Here is a 25,579-nt window from a genome sequence, read left to right on the forward strand (position 1 = left end):
ATTATTAGTGTTTTTGAGAAAACACTAAATTATTTTGATATTTAGAATAAATATATAATTTACATTTAAAAAGTAAAAATTATATTAAAATTTATAGTTTTAACTATTGTAAAAGTGTATAATTTTTTAAAGCAAAGGAACGTGAAATTTAAAATTATGGAAGATTATCTGTCGTCAGATGCAAAATCTATACAAGAAAAATATAAAGTTAGCTTAGAAGAAGGTCTATCTAGTAAACAATTAGAAGAAAATTATAAACTATATGGAAAAAATGAAATATCAACAAAAAAACAAAAACATTGATTTTTAATTTTTTTAAAAGCTCTTGTAGAACCAATTTTATTAGTTTTGCTTATTGCTGCTGTAATTTCTGTAATAGCACAGCTTTTAAGTAACGATTGAAAAGTCGAAGTTGAAGAATTTATTGATGCTTTTGTTATTGTTGCGATTGTTTTATTGGATGCAATTTTAGAAACGATACAAACCATAAAAGCTAGAAAATCAACAGATGCTTTAAAAAGTCTATCAAAACCAATAGCGGTTGTTATTAGAAATGGACAACAACAAGAAATTCCTGCAAGCGAATTAACTATTGGTGATATTGTTGTTCTTGAAGCTGGAAGATACGTACCTGCAGATCTAAGAATAATTGAACAAAGTGATCTTTTTATTGATGAATCAATATTAACAGGTGAATCTATTCCTGTGGCAAAAACGCATTTAAAAATAACTAATAATACGGATATTCTTGCAGAAATGAAAAACATTGCTTTCATGTCAACATTTACAACAAATGGTAGGGCAATAGGTATTGTAATTAAAATTGCTAAAGAAACAGAAATTGGTAAAATTTCAGAATCGATAAATAATAGTGATGAAGAATTGACACCACTAGAAAAAAAATTAAATAAATTTACTTATTGTGTAGCTGGTCTAAGTGTTTTAATAGGTCTTTTAATATTTATTACATTATTTTTTGTTGGAAATAAAGGTGCATGAGTAAATTACTTAATGGTAGGTATAACTTTATCTATTGGTGTAATTCCAGAATGTCTTGCAGCAATTGTATCAATAACATTAAGTTTAAGTACAAAAAAAATGGCATCAGAAAATGTTATTGTAAAAAAATTACAAGCAGTAGAAACATTAGGAAGTGTAAATTATATTTGTACTGATAAAACAGGTACACTAACTCAAAATAGAATGACTGTAAAAAGGTTAATAATTAATAATTCAATAGAGGATGTAAATAAATTCTTATATAAAAATGAAACCCACAAAGATTTTTTTATGAAGGCACTAGTTTTATGTAATGATTCAATTACAGAAGGCGAAGAAAGAATCGGAGATCCAACTGAACTAGCTCTAGTTGACTATGCAGAAATTCATAAATATGATGAAAAATTAGCTAGAAAAAAATGAAAAAGGGTTTTTGAAATACCTTTTGATAGTGAAAGAAAAATGATGACAACCGTCAATCTAATCGACGATGAAAATGTTGTTTTTACTAAAGGTGCAATTGATGAATTATTAAAAGTTTGTAGTAATATAATGGTTAATGGAATAGTTAGATCAATTACAAGTGAAGATATTAATTCAATGATGTCATTGTATCAAGAATTATCAGAGCATGCTTTAAGGGTATTGGGTTTTGCATATAAAAATATAAAAGACTATAATAATAAAAATTTATTAGAAAAAGAACTAACTTTTGTTGCTGCTGTTGCAATGATAGACCCGGTTAGAGAAAGTGCTGTTAGAGCAGTTCAACAAGCACATAATGCTGGTATAAGGGTTGTTATGATTACTGGAGATCATGCTTCAACTGCCTTGGCAATTGCAAAAGATTTAGATTTAGCACAAAATCAAACAGAGGTTTTAAGTTCTGATGATTTAAATAAAATGGATGATGATCAACTAGCAAAAATCATAGAGCAAATAAAAGTTTTTGCTCGTGTAAATCCAGAACATAAAGTTAGAATCGTTGATGCTCTTAAAAAACATGATTATATAGTTTCTATGACAGGTGATGGAGTTAATGATGCACCAAGTTTAGCAAAAGCAGATATTGGTGTAGCCATGGGGATAACTGGTACAGATGTTGCAAAAGAAGCTGCTGATGTTATATTAACAGATGATAATTTTGAAACAATTATAAAAGGTGTAAATGAAGGTAGAAATGTTTATCAAAAAATAAAAAGAGCAATTTCATTTATTATTGGTGTAAATTTAGCAAATGTTCTAGCTATATTTATTCTTTCAACAATTAATACCATTTCTCCTCTTGAAGCAACAAACATATTATGGATGAATTTAGTTGTTGAATCAGTTATAGCATTATCAATAGGTATGGGTTCTAATGACCCAACATTAATGAAAGTAAAACCAATCAAAGGTAAAAATCCGATTCTACAAGGTCTTTGATTCACTTTTGCAAAAATTATTGTATTCTTATCAATTGCAACAATTGGATCATTTTACATTGGTATGATATACACAACTGAGGCTGAGGTATTAGCTTTAACAGATAATAAATATACTTCTTGATACGAAGCTCTTAGATCATCGGATATAAGTTATGCTAATAAGTCATTAATTCAAAATCACGGTAGACTTACAATGTTTGTTACAATTACAAGTGCTCCATGTTTTTTTGCAAATTTTATAAAATTATCAAACTGAAAATCAAGTAAAAAAGTAAATGTACTTCCAAATAAATCATTATGAATTTCTAGCTTTGTTTCAATTGCAATAAATATTTTAATAATATTTATACCCGTATTTAATAGCGAGGTTATGAAATTACCAACTTTGAATGAATACACAACAAAAAATTGATATTTAATTCTATTTGCTGTTTTAATTTCTTTCATTCCTGGTCTTGCAATGTTAATTCTAGATGGAATTATATTTTTTAGTTATCACTATTTACCAGACCCATGAAGAAGAAATCAACTTATTTCTAAAGAATTTGTAAATGAAGATATCAAGCTTAAAAAACTTAAAAAAAGACAAAAAACAAAAAATATTGATTAATTTGTATATAAATCTATAACAAATTTTCAATTTTTTTTATTTAAAATTCAAGATTAGTTATGTAGTGTAACCTTTTTCCGGACATAATTTAAAATTAATCTAAATAAGAGTATAAAATTATAAGGAAAGAGGTTATATTATGAAAAGATACACTAAAGAAGAAAAAATAAAAATATGTAAATTATTTTTAGAAAGTAATTCTAAATACGAAAATTTTTAAAAAAGTTATAAACTATCATCAATTAGTTTAAGAAATTGAGTTAAAAACTATAATTTATTTGGAGAAGAAGCTTTTGATAATTCAAAAACACATTTAGAATAAAAACTTAAAAGTTTACAAAAAGAAAATAAACAACTAAAAAAACAACTTAATGATCAAGAATTAAGAGATGAAATGTATTCGGATTTAACAAGGTTAATAAATAAAAAAAAGTAAATAAGTGACAACTTTGCATATATAAATTCACTGTTGTATACAATAAAAAAAATTTGAGCAACGAAATAACAATAAGAAAACTTTGCAAAATAAGAAAACTAGGTAAATCAACTTATTATGATTGAATTAAAAATAAAAAACCAAAGTTTAAACATATAGATTATGAATTACTATCAAATATTGAGAAAAGTTTTATTGATTCTGGGAAAACATATGGTTCAAGAAGATTAGTGATTGATTTAAATAATATATGCTCTCATAAAAAAATAAGAAGATATATGATTTTTTCAAATTTTAAAGTAAATAATTACAAAAACCCAAAGAAAACAACAAATCACATAGAAAAAGTTGGTAAATATGAGAAATTAATAAAAACAAACGCAGATTTGAAAAAATTTGGCGATGTTTTTAGTGTTGACATAACAGAAAAAGTTATTAATAAATCAAGACTTTACACTTGTGGTTTTTATAATATTAAGCATAAAAAAATTTATGGATTAATTACAAAGACATCAAAAGGTATATCACTTGTTGTTGAATCATTTTTAAAAATGGTTGATGAGCTTGGAGTTTTTAAACCAAATAGCGTTATTCACTCTGATAATGGTTCAGAGTTTAAATCCTATACATATAAATTAATGCTGATGAATTTTGACTTAAATATAAGCATGTCTAGAGTTGGTAGATCAACTGATAATGGTTATATAGAAGGCTTTTGAAGCGTATTAAAAAGAGAAGCTATAATAGAGAATAAAAAATATAAATCAATTGAAGAATATGTATATAATTTTAATTTATACTCAAAATTTTATAATGAAAGGAGAATAAAGTTATAAAAAAAAGTGTCCGGAAAAAGGTTACAGCACAATTCAAGATTAGTTATATATTTTTAAAAAAATAAAAAATAATATAAAAATAAAATATAATGTGGTATCATAAAATTATTATGGAGGAAAACGAAAATATGTTACTTTTCAGTTTAGCTATGAATACTAAGTTGAATATTAAAAATAATGCCAAAAGTATTATGATTTTGTCATATAAAAGTAAATATTTTTCGTTGAAACAATAAAGTATAAGTAGAGAGTAGCTATGTAAATTTTTAATTTAAAACTCCTGTTTGTGATAAGTTTCACAAACAGGAGTTTTTTTATGGCTATCCTTCATAAGTAGAGAGGAGAAATTTTACAAAAAAAAAAAAAAAATTATTTTAAAGTGAATATAAAAATAATTGTAATTACTAATAAGGTTAAAAAAGTTAAAAGCAAAATCTTAATAATTCTTCGCATAAAACCTTCTTCAGTAGATAATGTTGTTTGATATCGTCTACGTTTATCATTAAAAAATTTTGCAACATAATTATTTTTAACTCAACCTGTTACTATTGCTGCTAGCAAAGTAAAAATTGTAAAACCAGCTGAAACTCATTCTGTTTTATTGATATTTTTAAAACCATATATAGAAATTAAAAATGAAATACCAATTGATACTAAAACGAGTCCAGCAACAATAAAGTAATCGTAAAATTTTAGCTTTTTGGAACTTCTAAAAGAATAAAGTTTTTGAACAGGGTTCTCAAACATTTCATCAATTTTTCCATCAACATAATTCTTATGATCTTCTTTAATAGATTTTTTTAAAGATTTTATATCTTGTTTATTATTTTTGTTCACTTTAACACCCCCAAAATATTATTATAATATATTAATTTAAAAATATTAACACAATGTAATTTTAAAATAGAAAGGTTATTATGAAAACAAATAAAAATGATGTTAATCATGAAAGCAAAAAAAAAGCTATAGATGAATTAATTAACAACATTGAAAATAAAGTCTCAAGTACAAAAGATAAGAGAGCATTTCTTGAATATGCTAAATATATTTTTTTAAAGTTTTCAAATATTAATAAAGAATTCATTAAAAAAACACCATTGTTAACATATTCGCTTAAAAGAATTGTTTATGCATTTATAACTTTATACATAACAATCGCAGTTGTTTATGTATTAATGACAACATCAATTGATGATAAATCAATTATGAATGATTTCAACTATGCGCACCCGCCAGTAAAACCAGATAGTGATGATTGAAATGAATGAGTAAAAAATAAGAAGATAGCTTTAGGGGTTTATGGTCCGATGTTTGGCCAAATTTTAAACTATTGAAAAAATATTACATTTTTTATACCAAAGGACATCTCGCTTCCAATAAAAGTTAGTCACTTAGGAATTGTTTGAGGTGAGCCTGAAAGAAAATGATTTTGATTAGGATTGATATCTAATAGTGCCAATGGAATAATTAACTATCCAGTTTTCGATGCTTTCAAAGAAGCAATCCCATTATCATTTACAATCGGCGCTTCTGCAGTAGCGTTATCATATTTATTTGGTGTTCCTATTGGAATAATCGCTGCAAAAAACAAAGAAAAACCAATAGACAGTACCATAAGTTGATTGTTTTTAATATTGATTTCTACACCAGCTACAATACTAATTTCTATATTTTGATTAATAGGAATAAAATACTTAGACTCGGCTGGAAGATGAGAAGAAAATGATTATACAAACTTCTTAGCTATTATTGGTGTAGTACTTCTAATTATGCCAAGCATAGTTATAGAAACAAGAAGATATATAATTGATGAAATGACTGCAGACTACACTAGGTTTGCACAATCTAAAGGACTTAGTTCAACATATATTTTTTATGTTCATATATTTAGGAACGCAGGTATAAGAATCGTTAGATTAATACCAGCCGCACTAGTATTATCATTGTTCGGATCAAGTATATTAGTTGAAAGTTTCTGGTCAGTTCCAGGTATGAGTAAATATATATTAAATGGTGTTTCAACCAGTGACTTATTTGTGGTTCTAGGATACATAACTATGTCTGCCGGTATTGGTGTGTTTGCATCACTATCAAGTGACTTGATTATGGTGCTAATGGACCCAAGAATTAAATTAAGTTCGAAATAGTAAGGAGATTTATGAAATTTAAATATATAAAACAAAATTTTGATATAAGTAAAATTGATGAATCTTTATTTACTTATTCAAATGAAAAAAAAGATATTAAAGTTGAATCTATTGATTCAAAACCGTATAGTTACTGAAAGTCGGTTTTAAAAACAGTTATTAAAAACAAAGTTTTTATAATAGCACTAATAATCTTGATTGTGTTCTTGGCCATGGTTGCAACCATTGCTAAAGGAGCGGTGCCAACACCAACTGACAGACCGGGAATAGGGCCTGAAAGTCCAAGTTCAGAACATTTGTTTGGACTTGGTTTAATGGGTGAGGATTTATGAAATAAAATCTGAGTCGGAACAAGATCAACATTATTATTCACAATTATTATTGCTGCAGTTGAAATATCGTTAGGAATAATTTTAGGGCTAATATGAGGGTATTATTCAAAACTAGATATTTTATTTATAGAAGCTATTAGATTTATTACATTAATACCTTCGCTTATATTATGGTTGTTAATAATATTTTTGTATAATGGTAAATCAACTATTTGAGTGTTAGTGTTTGCGATATCAATAACAAGTTGGATTGGTATGGCAACTGTAATTAGGGTTCAAACTATTCTTGTCAGAAATGCAGAATATAACGTTGCTTCAAAAATAATGGGAACTAGAGGTCCTAGAATTATGGTAAAAAATATATTACCTAAAATACTTCCTATAATTATTCAAACAGCTTCATTTGCTATACCTAACGCAATTGCATTGGACTCATTGCTATCATATTACAAATTCGGTTTTGTTAAAAATATAACTTATGAAGCTTCTCTTGGTTCAATTCTAAATGAAATTATAGTTGATACTAACTGGCAGTTATATCCTCATTTAATATTGATTCCTGTAGGTTTCATAGGAGGAATTTCATTACTATTCTTTATAGTTGGGAAAATTTTTGCGGATTCATTAGATCCAAAATTACATAGATAAGGAAATAATTATGGAAAGAAAAATACTATCTATAAATAATATTGAAGTAAAATTTCAAGTCAGGCAAAAATTCTTAACAGCAATAAGAAACGTTTCCTTGGATGTATATGATCAAGAGATACTTGCAATTGTTGGAGAATCTGGAAGTGGAAAATCAGTTATTACAAAAACCTTTACTGGAATGTTAGAAGCAAATGGTTTTATAAGCGATGGATCAATAATCTATAATCCAAATCCTGAAGTTAAAAGTTACTTTAAAGAACCTGTTGATTTAGTTGATCTACAAAAAAATATAATTGATAAATATACAAAAAAAACATTTATTAAAAGTTTTAATAAAGAATTAAAATTAACTAAAAAAGAAATAAAAAGAATAAATAAATTAAATTATGAAAGTTTAGAAAAAATAATTAGTAGCTTAAAAAATAAAATTCAAGTTTTAATTAATAAAAACAACGAATTTAGTTCTAGCAATAAATTAAATTTTAAAATAACTTATTTAGAAAAAAAACTAAAAGAAGTTAATGAGTTAAAAGATCTTATAACAAATGCTGATGAAAAAAGTAAATACGATTTAAAAAAAGAAGAGCTCCTATTCAACATAAAATTAAATAAAAGAAAATACAAAGGACTATCATTTTTTAATAAATATAAAATATATAGTACAAAAAAGTTTTTACAAACCTTTACAGAAAAATATAAAAATAATAAAGAATTAAATATTTCTGAAGCTTTATTTAAAAAATATAAGTATGATTTTATAAGTTCAATTATTTCTAAATATAAAAATAAAACTTTTGTAGAAATTCAAAAATTATATATAGAAAATAATTTAAATAGTTTTTACTCAGAAATTAAAAATAAATTAGATAGTAAAGATTCTTTAGTTCAAGTTAACATAGAATTAAAAAAAGAATTAATAAATTTATTTAAAAATAAAAAATATAAATTTATTAATAATAAAAAAATATTTAGTTTTCTATCTTACTTTGCAACAAAAGAATATAACTTTGATTTAGAAATAAAATTAGAAAAAATAATTAATGGCATATTTCAAAAAGATATAGCATGAGTAAATGATTTCCAAGAATTTTTAAACAACAAAAGTTATAAATTATTTAATATAGGAATATATCAAAAATTTAAATCATTAAAAGATATTAGAAATTTAAGAGGAAAAACAATAGCAACAATATTTCAAGATCCTATGACTTCGTTAAACCCTTTGTTATCAGTTGGTTTTCAAATCACTGAAGTTTTAAGAAAAAAATTAAAAATGTCAAGAAAGAATGCAAAAAAAGAAGCAATTTCATTATTAGAAAAAGTTGGAATACCTAATGCAAAAAAAAGATACAAAGATATTCCCGGACTATATTCTGGTGGTATGAGACAACGTGTTGTTATTGCAATTGCACTTGCCGCAAGACCTAATATTTTAATTTGTGACGAACCAACAACAGCATTGGATGTAACAATACAAGCGCAAATATTAGATTTAATAAAAGATTTACAAAAAGAATATAAATTCACAGTAATATTTATTACTCACGACTTAGGAGTTGTTGCAAAACTAGCAGATAGAGTAGCTGTCATGTATGCTGGACAAATTATTGAATATGGATTAACAGATGAAATATTCCATGATCCTAAACACCCATATACATGAGCACTTCTCTCTTCATTACCACAACTTGGTGAAAAAGGTAAAGATTTATATTCAATAAAAGGTTCACCACCGTCATTATTCAAACCTATAAAAGGAGATGCATTTTCAGAAAGAAGTGATTATGCTTTAGAAGTTGACAAAAAATATGAACCACCAATGTTTAAAGTTAGTGAGACTCATTTTGCAAAAACTTGACTATTAGATAAAAGAGCACCTAGTGCAAAAAAACCCGAGGTTTTAAATAACTTAAAAAGTAAAATTGAAGATTAATAGAAGGAAAAAAATTATGTCAAATTTAAAAAGAAACAATGCATTTTTAAAAATTAGAGATATTAGTATTGTTTTTAGAAACAAAGGAAAAAAATTAAAAGCAGTTAATGAAACAACAATAGATATTCAAAAAGGCGAAATCTTTGGTTTGGTTGGTGAATCTGGAAGTGGTAAAACAACTATTGCTAGATCAATTGTAGGTGTACAAAAATTAAATGACGGTGCAATTTATATGAACGACGTAATTATTGCTGGTAGATCTGCAAGCCTTCATAAATTAAACTCTTCTATAACTTTAAAATTAAAGGATTTTGAAAATAAAGTTTATTCAGTAACAAAATATTTAAAGTATTTATTGTTAGACTTAAAAAAAACATATGAAAATAATAAAAATTTATCTGAAATATCAAAAAAAGAATTTATAAAAAAAATAAACTTTGAAAAAATAGTTTTTATAGATGAGATGTATAAATTTAGTTTAAAAATTATAAATGAAATAGTAAAAAATCAAGAAAGGATAGTTAGGTTTGTAAAAAATATACATGTGCAAATTCCTAAAATCCCTTTAGAACTTGAAGAATCAATTTTACATAAACAAAATCAAGTAATTGATTTAATCGAAAGTATAAAAATAAAAGTTGAAGATATTTATAAAACAACTAATTCATTTATAGACAAAACAAAAGATAAAGAAAATGTAAATTATAATTTTCTAGATTTAATGAGTAACCTTTTTAAGAATATTGATTATGTTATTACAAATAATAAGGAGCTTATAAAAACAATAAATAGTGCAAAAGTTATCCAATATGAAACTACTTTGTTAACAGCTCCTGTAAGAATTAAAGATAAAAAGTTACCAAGTTATTATAAAAAGGTTTATGTATCTAGAAAAGATTTTATTGAGGAGTGTCACTCCCAGTTAAATAAAATTAAAAATTCAAATGTTGACAATAAAGAAATAGAAATAATTAATACTTTTATTAGGGACTTTTGATCTGAATCAAATATAAACTATTCAGTATGTAAAAAAATTATAAATTACTACAAATCAAATAAATTAAATTATGAGTTGTTAGATAAATTGATTTTGAAATTAAAAAATACAGATTATGAAAATAAAATAAAGGAGTTGGTTGCAAGTAGAAAAAAAATGAGTGATAAAGAAATAGCTTCATTAGATGAAGAAATTAATTATATTATTAAAATTATAAAAAGAGATGTTGTTAAAGATGATGAATTATTAGATAAATATTTTTCATGAAAAAATATTAGCATAAATATGTCTGATGATGAAATAAAAAATCTTAAACAATTTATTGAATTTTTAGAATTACCTTCGATAGATAAGTTAGTAAAAAAATCTTATGTATTCAAAACAACAAGTAAAAAAATTCAAAGAGAAAATAGAAGAAATATTCAAATGATATTTCAAGACCCAGGTTCTTCATTAAATGATAGAATGGCTGTTGAAGAAATTGTTGGTGAAGGGTTAATAAACTTTAAGGAATTATACAAGTCTGATGAAGTTAAACAAGAATATTTAAATTATTATAATCAAAACAATAATGTAAAAATAAATGATTATAAGAAGGTTAAATATAAAGATATTAAAAAATATCTAATATTAAAATCAATTAAATCAGTTGGATTACTGCCAGAGCATTTATCAAGGTATCCTCATGAATTTTCAGGAGGACAAAGACAAAGGATTGGTATAGCTAGGTCTCTTATTCTTAAACCAAAAATAATTGTCGCAGATGAGCCAATCTCTGCGTTGGATGTATCGATAAGAGCTCAAGTATTAAACTTATTTAAAAAATTTCAAAAAGAACAAGAGATTACATTCATATTTGTAGCTCATGATTTAAGTGTTGTCAGATTTATAACTGACAGGATCGCAGTTATATATCATGGTCAAATAGTTGAACTTGCTGAAGCGGATGAATTGTTTAAAAATCCAATTCATCCATATACAAAATCATTATTATCAGCAATTCCTCAACCAGAGCCATCACTTGCTAAAAATAAAAAAAGTTTTATTTATGATCCAAGCAAAGAGCATTTTGATTATATATTCGACTTACCTCAATTTAAAGAAGTTGAGAAAAATCATTATGCTTATTTAAATGAGAGAGAATTTAATAACTATAAAAATATTAAAAAAAATAATGAAAGGTAAAATTTATGAAAAAATTAATGTTATCACTAATGTCGCTATCAGTATTATCAGCGCCAGTTAGTGCTATAGTTTCTTGTGGTAATAAAGTACAAGATCCAGAAAAAACTTTAATAACAACTTTTTCAGCAAACCCAAATAACTGAGTTACTGCTCAAAGTATGAGGGCATGAGATTTTGAGTTTTTAGCAAATACAAATGCTAACCCATTATCAACTGACCAATATGGAAGAGAATATGGTGACTTATTTGAACCAGTTGATTATAAAAAAGATAATAAAGTAGGAACAGAGTCAAACTCATCTAAGACATGGGTTTATAAACTTAGAAGTAATGCAACTTGAAGTGATTATAAAGGAAATAAAGTCTCAGATATAACAGTTAATGACTTTTTAAACACAGCTAAATATGTTTTAAACCCTAGCAATAATGCTGAGGTTTATCCATTGTGAGCAGAATTTATAAAAGGCGCTGCTGAGATATATAACCTAGCGAATAAACCATCTGCAAATTTTGATGAAATATTTGAAAGTAATAAAAGTAAATTAGGTTTAAAAGTAAATGAATCAACTAGAGAAGTTACATTTGAACTTGAAAAATCAGCGCCATATTTTGAAACACTACTTACTTATTCAGTGTTTTCACCAATACATAGTCAAGTATTAGTTGACTCAACAATAAATAAAGACTATAGAAAAGGATACTATTCAGGTGCATTTGTTCCATCTGAATATGTTCAAGATAGTAAAATGGTATTAGATAAAAACCAAAATTATCATTTTGCCGATAAAACTAATTTAGACAGAGTTAGATATTTATTTAACAAAGGACCTGCTTCTACTTCTAGAGAATTGTATAAAGCTGGAACAATAAACAGTTTTACACTAAATGCAAACGATGCAAGTGGTTGATCACAATATGTTGGAGAAGAAGTAAGTGCTCCTAAAAAAACACCAGGTATGGTTAAATATACTGATTCTCCAAATACAGTATCTTCAATGGCATTGTACTTTAACTACTTAAATAGTGAATATTTAAGTGGATCTGCTGATGATAAAGCTAGAACTTTAAATTCATCAAGATTATTACAATACTCAAAAACTAGAGAGTTTATAGCATCTGCATTAGATAGAACAAAATTTGTTACTTATTATTCAAAACCATATGATAAAGGACATGAAAATATATCATCACAATTAAGAAATACATATGTTCCTGGCGAAGGATTTGTAAGTGATGAAACAGGTAAAAGTTATCAAGATATATTTGCAAACTCTTATAACAAAATATTATCACCAGAAAGTTCTGTAAAAGGTTCTGACTTGGCTGATGGTGTTGACTTTTTAAGAAATAGAGTATATGGGGAACAAGTAGTAAATGATAAAAACCAATTAAAAGTAGCTCGTCAAAAAAAAGCCCAAGAATTAAAAAGTGAAGTTATAGACAAAGACGAAGTACTTAAAAAAGCTTCAGGAAAAATAAAATTAATCGCTTTACAAAACCCAGTCTTATCAAACACAAGTGGTAAATACTTACACGATATGTATACTGAATTTAATGAAATACCTGATAACCCAATAGAAATAGTTGAAAAAACACCAACTACAGATACTGAGTATAACCAATTAAAATCTAATGGTAAAATGGACCTTGAATTTAGTGGTTGAAGCCCTGATTATGCTGATCCAATGACATATCTAGGAACAATAAAATTGGGTGGTGACCTTGATTTATATATAGGTCTTTCAAGATTGTTTAATTTCCAAACATATGAAGATATAAAAGGGGATGGAGATGCTAAAAAAGCATATGAATCTCTAAAAAGTAAAAATAAAGAAGAGTTTGAAAAAATTGTTGTAGAAGATGAAACAGGAGTATCAGATCTATTTGTTGATAGATTTAATTTCACTAAAAACTTAGAAGATTATGATAAAAATAATGTTGATACATCAAAAAGTTCAGTAAGATATTCTAAACTTTCAGAACTAGAAGTTGAAACACTTTATAAAGATACATTTATGTTACCAGTCTATAGAAGTGCACCTGCGATGACATTTTCAATATCTCCTTCTACACCATTTAGATTGTCAAGAACTGGTTATGGTACAAGTCAATATAAATTATTTAACTATAACTTTGACAAAACAAAACTTTCTTATGAAGAAATAGAAAAATTAAGAGAAGAATATCTAGCTAAAAAAGAAGAAGTTTCAAAAGATAAAACTAAATATCAAGACCCAGATATATGATCTTAATATTTAAACAAACTTTAATAAGTTTGTTTTTTTATTTTCCATTATAAAAAATATGAAATCTTTTATAAAACTTATAATTATAGGTATTTATTTTTTAAATAAAAATAACAATAATATATTTAAACATATTAATACAATTTTAATTCTTTTATAAATTAACCATACATTGTATAATTAATTCAATGATAAGGATAAAAATTAATGGATAAAAAGTGAGAAATTGTATTTGATTATTTGATGTATTTAATTCGTGAAAATAAAGTGCATCCAGGTGAAGTTTTACCAAGTCAAAATATGTTAAAAACAAAGTTTAAATATTCTGAACAACCAATAAGAATTGCATTCAATAAATTAATTGAACTTAAAATTGTTAAACCTGTTAATGGTAAAGGGTTTGTTGTTCAAGACAAGATTACTAACAATTTGTTATTTAGTTTTAGGGAATTATTTCCAGATTCTATTAATAAATACATATATTTTAGTGAAGTAATTTGTGATAAAAATTTGTCGCTAGAAAGTGGTTATTTAGAAAATTCAATTCTATATAAAATTAAATGCATTAGATGATCAAATAGCAATAAAATAATACTATTTCAAATTAGTTATGTCCTTAAAGATAAATATTTAGGTTTAACCCTTAAACTTTTAAATGAAAAAGGTTTAATGAATTTTATAGAAAATAAAACAAATTCAATTGTTAGTCATGCAACTAAAAAAATATTATACACAAAACATTTACAAGAAGTAATATCTGAATTTGAAGAAATGGATAGTGATTTAGAAGGTTTAATACTTGATCAAGGAAGAGTTTATGATATTTTTGGAGAAATACTTGAATTCAGAAAAAGTTATTATAAAGCTGAACAATTTGAATGAAACTTTGTTGAGTGAAGAAAATAATTATATTTAGAAAGGAAATCTATGAAGAAAGTAAATTATGCTGAAGAAGCCAAAAGGTTTTATGAGGCAGTTGGCGGAAAAGAAAATGTTAGTTCATATTTACATTGTGTAACAAGATTAAGATTTAACGTAATTGATAAAGACAAAGTGGATATTAACAAAATTAAAGAATCACCAATTGCAAAAGGTACCAACTGAACACAAAATCAGTTACAAATAATTTTGGGTACAGGTGTTGTTGAAACTGTTTATGGTGAAGTACAGAAAATATATAAAAAACTTGAAAATAATGATAATTTAGAATCAACTAATAAAAAAGAAAGTTATGAAGACTTTAAATTAAAAGCAAAAGCAAACAAAGAAGCCATAAGAAATAAAGGCGGTAAGTTTGCTTGAATACAGTTAAGTATGAAAGCTCTAGGAGATATATTTTTACCAATTATTCCAGCAATTGTAGCTGCTGGATTAGCAATGGGTGTTGCGGCAACATTCCAAATGATTTTTAAATATAATTCAAGTTCCTTAATGGGAAAAATAATTGAAATTATCACAAAGACTGCATTTAGTTCTTTATCAGTTTTGGTTTGTTGATCAACTGTAAAAAAATTTGGTGGAAGTCCAGTGCTAGGTATAATAATTGGACTTATGCTTATAAGCCCACTATTACCTGATAAAGGTGCAATAGCAACGTGAAATGCACAAGAAGAATTTAGAAAATCATTTGAAGGTGATGGTTGAGAAAAAGTTTGAGAAACAACAACAGGATTATCAATTATACCAGAAACAACCCCAATAAAACTTGGGTTTATACCTATAACTGGATATCAAGGATCTGTTTTACCAGCATTGATTATAGGAATTGGTGTTGCATATCTTGAAAGATGAATTAAAACTTGAATGCCAAAATCAGTAAATATTATTTTTACACCATTTTTAACTATTGTAGTTTCTATATTAGTTGCGCTTATAGTTTTAGGGCCACTATTATTACAGGTTGAACAAGGAATATTAATTGCCACTACTGCTATTTTAAAATTACCATTTGGAATTGGAACGGGTATTGTAGCTGGTATTTTACAAGCTATAGTTATAACAGGTTGTCATCAAATCCTTCAAGGATTAGAAATGCAACTTGTTATTCAAGGTAATATTCCAGATGCTACTGGACATATGACTGGATCAATATTTAATGCCATCTGAACAGCATCAATAATTTCGCAAGGTGGAGCTGCATTAGCTGTTGCATTAAAATCAAAATCAAAACAACATAGAAATTTAGGAATATCTTCTGTAATATCGACTGCATTTGGTATAACAGAACCTGCAATTTTTGGGGTTAATTTACCTAAAATAAAACCATTTATATATGCATTGGTCGGTGGTTTTGCAGGTGGATTATTTGCAGGAATATTTAGTGTTACTTGTAAAGGTATGGGGGTAACTGTATTACCAGGTCTACTTTTATATACAGGTAATATTAAAAACTTACTTCTTATAATTGTTGTTAATTTATTATCATTCGGTGTAGCATTTGCATTAACATTTTTCTTTTATTGAGAAGCAGGGAAAAAAGTTACACAAAAAAACATTGATTCATTTAAAATAAAATTTGAAAACTTTAAAAATCAATTATCTACTTTTAAAACACAAACAAGTATTGCTAATCATGAGTTGAAAATTAAGAAAATGGAAACATCTTTAGAAAAATTGAAGAAAAAAGAAGAAAAACTAAATAATGATAAAGAAAAGTATGATAATTATATAAAAGAGGTTAGAGAGTTAAGAGCTAAAGAAAAAGCTGAAGCTAAAAAAGAAAAAGAAGATAAATTAGCTCATAAAAAAAGGATTAGCGAACTTAAGACTGACCCTTTAAAATGAAAAGAATATAAAGAAAATCTTAAAAAGGAAAGAAAAAAGAATAAATAAAAAAGGTGATTATATGAATTGAGAAAAACATAGCATTATAAATGAATCAAATCTTGAGTATTTTCAAGAACTTCACGATAAAAAAGAAAAAGATTGATATAATAATCAATTTCATTTAACTGGTTTTTGTGGTTCAACAAATGATCCAAATGGTTTAGCATATTTTAATGGTCAATATTACATATTTATGCAAAATTGTCCATTTAGTATATATCATTATAATAAATCATGAGCTTTATACACAACTACAGATTTTATCAATTATACTTATGAAGGAATTACCTTAACTCCGTCTAATAAATATGATAAAGATGGTGTATTTTCAGGAAGTGCTTATGTAAACAAAAATGGTGATCTAGGAATTTATTACACTGGTAATATAAAATTCAATGCTGTTGATAGAACTAGCTATACTTTAAAAGCTTTTATAGATTTAAAAAATAAAATTGTACAAAAAGAATTATTGTTTGAATGTGACTTAACTAAATACACTGGGCATTTTAGAGATCCAGTTGTTTTTGAAAAAAATAATAAATTATTTATGATTAATGGAGCACAAACAATAGAAAAACAAGGAATTTTAAGTTTATATGAATTTAAAAACAACAGTTGAGTTTATTTAAAAGATGTAGAATTGGATGAAGGCCAAAGTGAAAACTCTTATATGGTTGAATGTCCAAATTATTTTCAAATAAAAGATAAAGAATATGTATTTGCGTGTTTTGAACAAGATGCTCCATTAGTTGAAGGAAGTCATTTTGTAAAATATAGAGAAGTAAAAATAGATGAAAAGGGCGATTTTAGTTTTCTTAGTGATCTAAAAAAAATTGATTTAGGTTTTGATTTTTATGCACCACAAGTTTTTGCAAACGTTAAAGATAGAGTTATTATGCTAGGTTGATTAGGTAACTCTAAATCAAATCCATTCCCACCAGAATTAACCACATGAAGTAACAACCTGACTATCCCTAGACAATTAACTACAAAAAATAATCAACTTTACCAATATCCAATTAAAGAAATTGATAATTTAAGAGAAAATGAAATAACTTCATCTAATAATGTGTACAAATATGATAAGGGAATTGTTGAAATAGTGTCTGATAACATTAACAATAAAGACTTTAGTATTTATTTAAAAAGCGAAAATAAAGAATTAAAAATTTCAAATTATAATAAAAATTTTGTTATTGATAGAAGTAATATGGACTATAATGATATTGAAAACCTACCTCCAAAAATTGATTTTAATAACTTAGAAATTGAATCTTTAAGAATTTTGGTGGATAGAAGTTGCATAGAAATATTTGTTAATGAAGGTCAACAAGCAATTTCTGTTAAGTTTTTTATAAAAAATCATAATATAGTTGATATTGAAAACCTAAAAGCGAGTGTCTTTCAATTAAAACCATATAAATATAAATGAAATAACATAATTTTTGAAAACAAGTTAAAGGAAGTTTAAAAATGAAAAAAATTGTATCTATTGGTGAAGTTTTAATGGATGTATATTCAGATGAAAATGGTGTAAAAGCAGAAGTGGGTGGAGCTAGTTTTAATGTATCTTGTTCAATAGCTGCTCTTGGAACAAATGAAAGTTACTTTATGGGTAGTTTAGGGAATGATGAATATAAAGATGAAATACTAAAATATGTAGATAAATATGACGTGAAAAAAGATTTTATTCAAAATTCAAATAAACCAACAACAATTGCAAAAGTAACTTTAGATGAAAATAAGGAAAGATTCTTTCAATTTATCAGAAATAGTGATGCTGAGTTTGATTTAAATAAATACAAAAATGATGAACTTAATAAAATTGATTTAATCCATTTTGGAAGTGCAACAGGTTTTTTAGAAGGCAATTTAAAAAAATCATATTCAATGTTGTTGGAGCTTGCTGTTAGAAATAATATCAAAATATCTTTCGACCCAAACTTCAGAGATAAGCTTTGAACAACTCCTAATGAAGTTGAAGAATTTAAAACTCATTGTAAAAAATATATTGAATCAGCTGATTTGATTAAACTTAGCGATGAAGAACTAATCCTTGTAACAGGAATAGAAGATGAGGTAAAAGCCTTAGAACATTTAATTAAACTTAATAATAAAAGTCTAATTTGTATAACTCGTGGATGTGAAGATACAATGTGTGTTTGAAACGGTGAAATATTATATGTTCCAGTAAAGATTTGTGATAATCTTGTTGACACAACTGGAGCTGGTGATGCATTTATATCAAACTTAATTAATGAATACGTTAATGAAAATATAAATCAAAACTCTTCTAAAGAAAAAATAATAGACATTGTTTCTAAATCAAATATATTTGCAAATAATGCAGTTAGATATATTGGTGCAATAACATTTTTAGATAATTTAAATAAAGAATAATTTCTTTATTTTTTTGTTTAGAATGATAAAATACTTTTATACAAGCAGACACTTATTTGAGAATTTTACCGCATGAACTCTTAAAATATGCACCAGATAATACACTTACAGCACTTAGAAAAGAATTTGGTATGTATGATTATTGCTTAAATGTAAATCCTAATAACCGTGCGATGCAACCATTTTTAGATTTAGGTAGAAATTATTTTAATCTATTATTATCATTTTGAATAAAGGAAATGAAGTCAAGAAATCATTATGTAAATAGCTTTCATTTATGTTACTCGATTAATAATGATTTTGTTGATGTAACTACTGACGAATATTTACTTTTAGAATGTATTATTCAATGAGATTTAAAACAATTTATTCCTTACAATACTGTAAAATCATGATTTGAAATTGCAAATCTTTTTATAACTATTGATTTAGATCAATATAATTTTTTTTGTGAATATTATAAAGAAAATTATATGGGAATTAATGATAAAGGTAAGTTAAAACCCAAACAATTAGATATAATAAAAGTAATTGACTTTATTAAAAATAATATTAATAATAAATAGTTTAAAGATGGGAATTTTTTATGATATGTTATAAAAATAATATAAAACAATTTATAGATGATATTCTTTGAAAAGATTTTGAACAAATATTCCCAGATATATATAAAAATGCATCTGAAGGCGAAATTTCATCATGAAAAGTTTCGTTAAAAGAATTATGAAACGTTATTATACTGTCAAATCTAAATGAAAATGTAGATATTTATTTAGAATATAAGTTTGAATTTAGTGAATCTAGATGTGATGCTATAATAGTTGGTAAAGTTAATGAAGTAGAAAAAGTTGCAATTATTGAATTGAAACAACACTCAAACTTTATGAGAATTAATAAAGAGAATGATATTTTATTAAGAAAAGGAACTGAAGAATTTGGTTATTTAGGATCACAAATAATTAGATATATTAATTTTTTTAATACAATTTCAACAAATAATAATCCAGACTTTTGCTTTGAAATTATTGGAATAGCTTACTTACATGATTTAAAAAAAGAAATAGCAGATAAGAAAAAACTTAATATTAATAATAACGATTGAATAGTTAAAGATAACAAACTAAAATTTTTTTTTAAAAATGAAAAAATAGAGTTTTCAAAATACTTGTCAAATTTATTTAAAGATGCTAAAAGAAGTGAATTTATTAACGACTATGAAAAAACAAAATATTTGAGAGGTTATAAAACAACGTCTGTTTTAAAAAATAAAATTAATGATAAGGAAATTATATTAACTGATAAGCAAGTTAAAATTGCAAAAGAAATTAAAACAGTTGTTAAAGCACCAGATAATAATAAAAAATTATTTATAATTGAAGGTGATGCGGGTACTGGAAAAACTATTTTTTTATACTATTTATTTTTATACTTTAAAAATATTAATAAGTATAAAGATGTTAGTTATATTATGGCAAGAAACCATACGTATGTAAAAAATGTAAACGCTCATTTAGCAGAAGGTTACAAATTTAAACCATCAAGTTACATAGAAAAAAAATTTAAAAAACAAAACCAAATTATGTTGTTAGATGAAGCCCAAAGAATTACAATGAATCAAATTATTAAAGCAATGGAATATTCTAAGGCAGTTATATTATGTATGGATGAAAAACAAAAAATAAATTCTAGAGACAATGTTACAAAAAAATGAATTATTAATCAATTCAAAGAAAAATATCCAGATGGAACTTGTTTTGAATATAAGTTAGATAATAAAATTAGGTTTTTAAATAATATAGAATATATATCAATGGTTGATTCTTTGTTTTCAGAATCTGATAATTATATTAATAATTTAAAATCAAACATAAAGTTATTTAATAATCAAAGTAAAATGCATCAAGAATTAATAGAGTTAGCTTCAAGTAATAAAAATCTAGCAATAAAAGCTTTTAGTGTTGATGATAACGATAAATTATTTGAAGTTAATTGATTAAATTCACATTATAGAATGAATGAAATTGCAAGTATTTATTATGTTCATGGTTTAGAAGTTGATTATGTGATTATATATTTATCTAAAAATATAAAAATTAATAATTGTAATTATATTTCTTTTAAAAATAAAATAAAAACGAATAGATTAAGAACGCTTCTAACAAGAGCTCTTGTAGGAGCATATATATATTGTGAAGATGAAAATTTATATAAAATTATTGATAAAAAATTAAATCCAAATTAATTTAAACACTTTTAATGTAAATTATAAAGTTTATATTGTATAATTTTAACAATATATAGGTTGAAAGAAAATATGTCTGTTGATTGAGAAAAAAAACATTTAAATCAAAAAAAACAAGTTAATAAATTTATTAACTCTCTAAGAGAAGAAAACATTGATGATGTTGAAGACTTGTTTAGTGATGATGATACAATTGGATTTTTAAACTATGATGATGATAATTTCATAAAAATTAAATTTAATAAGTTTCATTTTATTAACAATAAATTAAAAGAAATAAATTGTAATAATGTTTTTTTTGATAAATTAGCAAAAGTATATTATGATCTAACATTAAAAATAAATATAGACAATATTTTTTTTAATAGTATAGATATAAAAAACTTTAAAACTAAAATTATGAATTGTTATTTAAATATATATAAATTTCCTACTTTAATTAAATCAAATGAATTTGATTCAATATTTATTAATAATGATATTTTAAATAAATTTTCTTTTTCTTTATTAAAAGTTTGTTTTTATAAGTTTGTTTATCATATTAGTAAAACGATAATTAATGGAATTAATGAAAACATTTCTGCATTTAATGAGTATATAAAAAATAAAATATTTATAAGAGAAGTTATAAAAATTACAGAATATTATATAAATCATCTGTTAAATAATTTGTGTATGTCGTTAATAGATCATAACGTGTCTACCAAAAATAAAAATTTAGTAAATTCATTATTGAATGAAAACTTTTTATTTAATAATTATAATAGCTTCTCTAAAAGATATAAAATTTATTTAGAAAATTTCATTAGTAACATAAATGCATTTCACGTCAATAAAGAAATTCAAAATGCATTAATATTTTTTGGACTTAAAATTGATAATAGCTATGATGATTTTAAAATTGAACTTAGAAAACTGTCTAAAAAATATCACCCAGATTTAATGCATAACCAAAATGAAGATCAAATATTAAAAGTGAATTACTATCGTTTAATTTTAGAAGATTACTTTAGAAATAATTAGAGATTGTATATTTTTATATTAGATATAAATTAAATAAAAGTTTATAATTATATTGTTATTAATTAATAAGGAGTTTTAAATGAACTGAGCAAATAAAATAACATTAATTAGAATTGCTTTAATACCTATAATAATTGTTTTAATGATTTTGTGTAATTTTAATAATGATGCAAATTTATTATATGGAGTATTTAATAAAGCAATTGTTTTTGGTAACTATAGTTTACCTTATCTTTATTTGATTGCCGGAATTTTATTTATTATTGCAAGTTTAACTGATGCATTAGATGGATATATAGCAAGAAAGTATAATCAAGTGACAACTTTTGGAAAGTTTTTTGACTCAATAGCCGACAAATTATTGACAAATAGCGTTCTAATTGTTTTTTCAATAGCAGGTATTATCCCTGTTTGAATGTGCGTCATATTAATATGTAGAGATTTTTTAATTGATGTTGTAAGACAAATACTTGCATCAAATAATTCAATAATGTCAGCTGATAAACTTGGCAAATACAGAGCAACTTTTGAAATGATTGGATTAACAATTCTATTTTTTGTTGGCTATAGATTTTTTAATGGCAGTGCAAATGATAATGGAATGTATGATAACTATGGATGAATTAATCAAATTGTAATGATACCCATGTATATAACAACAATATTATGTATTGTTTCTGCTTTGAATTATATGTATAAAAATAGAAAAATATTATTTGATGTAAAAGGCAATAATAGTGGAGATAAAAAATAATGCCTAAATGTAAAAACCTTGATAATAAATATGCAGTTGTTACAGGAGCTAGTAAAGGTTTGGGTTACGAGTATTGTAAAGAACTTTTAAGACTTGGTTATAATCTTATTGGGATTGCGCGAAATACAGAAAGTTTAGAAATTTTAAAAAAAGAATACTCTAATAGAGACATCCAAAGATGAGATTATGACTTAAGTGTATTTGAAAATAATAAAAAAATTGTAGATAAGTGCATTGGGTATGAAATTGATATTTTTATTAATAATGCCGGATATGGAGTTTGAGGTTTTTTTAGTGAAAGTGATATAGATAGAGAAATGAATATGATTGATTTAAATATTAAATCTCTACATTATCTAACTAAAAAAATGATACAAAGATTTTCTGAAAAAAACTTTGGAAGAGTAATTAATGTTGGATCTATGGCATCTTTCACTCCCGCTCCAGTTTTTGCATCTTATTATGCATCAAAAGCATATGTTTTTTCTTTAGGTGTTGCGGTGAATACAGAATTAAAGAAAATGAAATCCAAAGTTAGAGTAATAACTGTTTGCCCAGGACCTCTTAAAACCGATTTTTGAAATAGAAGTAGTAACCAAAAAAACGCAAAATACAAATCTTCAATAAAAGTAATGAAAACTTCAGTTTACGCAAAAAAAAGTTTAAAAATTGCTATTAAAACTAAAAATAAAAATTATGTAGTAACTGGGTTATCAAATAAATTTATCAAAAAAATTACTAAATGAGTTCCAATGTCATGAACATTAAATTCAGTTTATAATTATCAAAGAAAAAGAAAATAAATTATTTTTTAAAACAAGAATTAATATGGTCATTTATTAAACCTGCAGATTGTAAAAAAGAATAGATAATTATTGGTCCTATAAACTTGAAACCTTGTTGTTTCAAATTTTTTGTTATATATTCAGACAAAGTAGTTTTTGAAGGGACTTCGTCTTGGTTATTATAATTATTTATAATTTGTTTTTTATTTACAAAAGATCAAATATACTCGCTAAATGAGCCAAATTTATTTCTTATTAATATAAATTTTTTAGCATTATTTACCATAGCTGTTAATTTTAATTTATTTTTAATTAAATTTTTATCGTTTAAAAACTGCATTAGTTTGTCATTGTTATACATTGATATTTTTTCAAAGTTAAAACCATCAAAAACTTTCATCATATAATTTCTTTTATTTAAAATAATATTTCAAGAAAGTCCTGATTGCATAATTTCAAGAGTTAATTTTTCAAATAGATTTAAATCATTAAAAGTTTTAACTCCTCACTCTAAATCATGATATCGTTTTAACTCTTCGTTTTTATTCGCTCACAAACATCTTTTCATTTTTACTCTTTTCTCTTGAGACATATAAATTTATTTATTTTATATAAATATATTTTAAATCTTTTATAAAAAAAATTTTATTTTATAAAATTTATATTTTTTATTTTTATTTAAACTAAAAAGTTTATGTATTGTTTTAAAAAGGAATATAATATTTTTGGATATTAAATGAAAGGAGAATATTAATGTTCATTTATAAAACTGAATGTGTTGACCCAAAATATAATTTGGCAACAGAAGAGTACTTAACTATAAATAATAAATTTGAAGAACCGATTTTATTTTTATGACAAAATGATAACACAATAGTTGTAGGAAGAAATCAAAATGCTGCTTCCGAAATTAATTTACAATTAGCAGAAGCTGATAAAGTTAATATAATTAGAAGAAACACAGGGGGTGGAACAGTTTTTCACGATTTGGGAAATATGAACTTTAGCATAATTTATAATGATAAAGACAATAAAGCTGTTTCAATGTTTTCTTCAATGTTAGAGCCAGTTATTGAAACACTTAATAAAATGGGTGTAAATGCAAAATTTTCAGGAAGAAACGATATTGTTTTAAATGATAAAAAAATATCTGGAAATGCAATGTGAAAATATAAAACAAGATTCCTTCAACATGGAACAATATTATTTAATGCAAATTTAGATAAATTATCAAAGTATTTAACCGTAGATAGAGCTAAAATTCTATCAAAGAATATTGCTTCAATTTCAGCAAGAGTTACAAACATAAATTCTGAAATAAAAAATAAAATCGAAATAAAAGATTTTTGAGAAGAGTTGGTGAAAACATATGAAAAGACAGATTCAATAAAACATTTAATTTTAAATGAAAAAGACTTGAGTGAAATAGAAAATATTTATAAAAATAAATATTTAGACCCAAAATGAACATTTACAAAAAACTCTACTTTTGATTATGCAAACAAAACGAGATTAGAAGGTAAGGGTAGTTTTGAAGTTTATATGAATGTTGAGGATAACTTAATTAAAAAAGTTAAAATATTTGGTGATTTTCTGGGGTATGCAGGTACAAACGAATTAGAAAAAAAGTTAGATGGAGTAGTCTATAAAGCTAGTGAAATAAAAAAAATAATAGACTCTATAAATATAAAAGAAGTTTTTGGAGAAAATATAGAGTCTCAAGATATATTAAATTTGCTAATACAATAAA

Annotated in this window: 19 protein-coding genes; 17 read left to right on the plus strand and 2 right to left on the minus strand. The window is 24.6% G+C overall.

Features of this window, described 5'->3' with window-relative positions:
• The first annotated feature begins 156 nt into the window (after positions 1-156).
• On the plus strand, positions 157-3,036 hold the full coding sequence (locus tag SLITO_RS02250; RefSeq protein ID WP_075058164.1) for a cation-translocating P-type ATPase: 2,880 nt from the start codon (positions 157-159) through the stop codon (positions 3,034-3,036).
• A 489-nt stretch (positions 3,037-3,525) separates the two neighbouring features.
• Positions 3,526-4,308, plus strand: a complete 783-nt coding sequence (locus SLITO_RS02255) for a DDE-type integrase/transposase/recombinase (protein WP_075058165.1) — start codon at positions 3,526-3,528, stop codon at positions 4,306-4,308.
• A 369-nt stretch (positions 4,309-4,677) separates the two neighbouring features.
• Here the strand turns inward: SLITO_RS02255 and SLITO_RS02260 are convergent, their stop codons facing one another.
• Entirely contained in the window at positions 4,678-5,145 is a 468-nt protein-coding gene (locus tag SLITO_RS02260) for a hypothetical protein (protein ID WP_075058166.1), read from the minus strand.
• A gap of 80 nt (positions 5,146-5,225) precedes the next feature.
• Between SLITO_RS02260 and oppB the strand changes: the two genes are divergently transcribed.
• From oppB to SLITO_RS02335, 14 genes are all read left to right on the plus strand, one after another.
• On the plus strand, positions 5,226-6,455 hold the full coding sequence (gene oppB / locus SLITO_RS02265) for an oligopeptide ABC transporter permease OppB (protein ID WP_075058167.1): 1,230 nt from the start codon (positions 5,226-5,228) through the stop codon (positions 6,453-6,455).
• Positions 6,456-6,466: 11 nt separating this feature from the next.
• Entirely contained in the window at positions 6,467-7,435 is a 969-nt protein-coding gene (oppC, locus tag SLITO_RS02270; RefSeq protein WP_075058168.1) for an oligopeptide ABC transporter permease OppC, read from the plus strand.
• Between the two features lie 10 nt (positions 7,436-7,445).
• Entirely contained in the window at positions 7,446-9,371 is a 1,926-nt protein-coding gene (locus SLITO_RS06210) for an oligopeptide/dipeptide ABC transporter ATP-binding protein (protein ID WP_144416397.1), read from the plus strand.
• A gap of 16 nt (positions 9,372-9,387) precedes the next feature.
• Positions 9,388-11,553 carry an oligopeptide ABC transporter ATP-binding protein OppF gene (gene oppF, locus SLITO_RS06215; protein ID WP_075058169.1) on the plus strand — a complete coding sequence of 722 codons (2,166 nt, stop codon included), beginning with the start codon at positions 9,388-9,390 and terminating at the stop codon, positions 11,551-11,553.
• A 5-nt stretch (positions 11,554-11,558) separates the two neighbouring features.
• Positions 11,559-13,805 (plus strand): ABC transporter substrate-binding protein, encoded by a 2,247-nt coding sequence (locus SLITO_RS02290; protein ID WP_075058170.1) that lies wholly within the window; start codon positions 11,559-11,561, stop codon positions 13,803-13,805.
• A 201-nt stretch (positions 13,806-14,006) separates the two neighbouring features.
• Complete coding sequence (locus SLITO_RS02295) at positions 14,007-14,705, plus strand: GntR family transcriptional regulator (RefSeq protein ID WP_075058171.1); 699 nt, start codon at positions 14,007-14,009, stop codon at positions 14,703-14,705.
• A 21-nt stretch (positions 14,706-14,726) separates the two neighbouring features.
• The gene (locus SLITO_RS02300; protein ID WP_075058172.1) at positions 14,727-16,631 is read left to right on the plus strand and encodes a PTS transporter subunit EIIC; all 1,905 of its coding nucleotides are present in this window, start codon (positions 14,727-14,729) and stop codon (positions 16,629-16,631) included.
• Positions 16,632-16,644: 13 nt separating this feature from the next.
• On the plus strand, positions 16,645-18,096 hold the full coding sequence (locus SLITO_RS02305) for a glycoside hydrolase family 32 protein (RefSeq protein ID WP_075058173.1): 1,452 nt from the start codon (positions 16,645-16,647) through the stop codon (positions 18,094-18,096).
• Between the two features lie 2 nt (positions 18,097-18,098).
• Positions 18,099-19,025 (plus strand): carbohydrate kinase family protein, encoded by a 927-nt coding sequence (locus tag SLITO_RS02310; protein ID WP_075058174.1) that lies wholly within the window; start codon positions 18,099-18,101, stop codon positions 19,023-19,025.
• A 56-nt stretch (positions 19,026-19,081) separates the two neighbouring features.
• Positions 19,082-19,591: a hypothetical protein gene (locus SLITO_RS02315; RefSeq protein ID WP_075058175.1), complete on the plus strand. Its 510-nt coding sequence runs from the start codon at positions 19,082-19,084 to the stop codon at positions 19,589-19,591.
• A gap of 20 nt (positions 19,592-19,611) precedes the next feature.
• Entirely contained in the window at positions 19,612-21,267 is a 1,656-nt protein-coding gene (locus SLITO_RS02320; protein WP_075058176.1) for a DNA/RNA helicase domain-containing protein, read from the plus strand.
• A gap of 72 nt (positions 21,268-21,339) precedes the next feature.
• Complete coding sequence (locus SLITO_RS02325) at positions 21,340-22,290, plus strand: hypothetical protein (RefSeq protein WP_075058177.1); 951 nt, start codon at positions 21,340-21,342, stop codon at positions 22,288-22,290.
• 79 nt (positions 22,291-22,369) lie between these two features.
• Complete coding sequence (gene pgsA, locus SLITO_RS02330) at positions 22,370-23,044, plus strand: CDP-diacylglycerol--glycerol-3-phosphate 3-phosphatidyltransferase (RefSeq protein ID WP_075058178.1); 675 nt, start codon at positions 22,370-22,372, stop codon at positions 23,042-23,044.
• A complete protein-coding gene (locus tag SLITO_RS02335; protein WP_075058179.1) occupies positions 23,044-23,847 on the plus strand; it encodes an SDR family NAD(P)-dependent oxidoreductase in 804 nt (267 codons plus the stop codon). The genes pgsA and SLITO_RS02335 overlap by 1 nt, the downstream gene beginning before the upstream one ends.
• Position 23,848: 1 nt before the next feature.
• On the opposite strand, the gene SLITO_RS02340 is transcribed toward SLITO_RS02335, so the two are convergent.
• A complete protein-coding gene (locus SLITO_RS02340; protein ID WP_075058180.1) occupies positions 23,849-24,397 on the minus strand; it encodes a DNA-3-methyladenine glycosylase I in 549 nt (182 codons plus the stop codon).
• A gap of 185 nt (positions 24,398-24,582) precedes the next feature.
• Here SLITO_RS02340 and SLITO_RS02345 point away from each other — a divergent pair, with 185 nt between their 5' ends.
• The gene (locus SLITO_RS02345; protein ID WP_075058181.1) at positions 24,583-25,578 is read left to right on the plus strand and encodes a lipoate--protein ligase; all 996 of its coding nucleotides are present in this window, start codon (positions 24,583-24,585) and stop codon (positions 25,576-25,578) included.
• Position 25,579 lies beyond the last annotated feature (1 nt).

The organism is Spiroplasma litorale (assembly GCF_001267155.1).
Classification (GTDB): domain Bacteria; phylum Bacillota_I; class Bacilli_A; order Mycoplasmatales; family Mycoplasmataceae; genus Spiroplasma_A; species Spiroplasma_A litorale.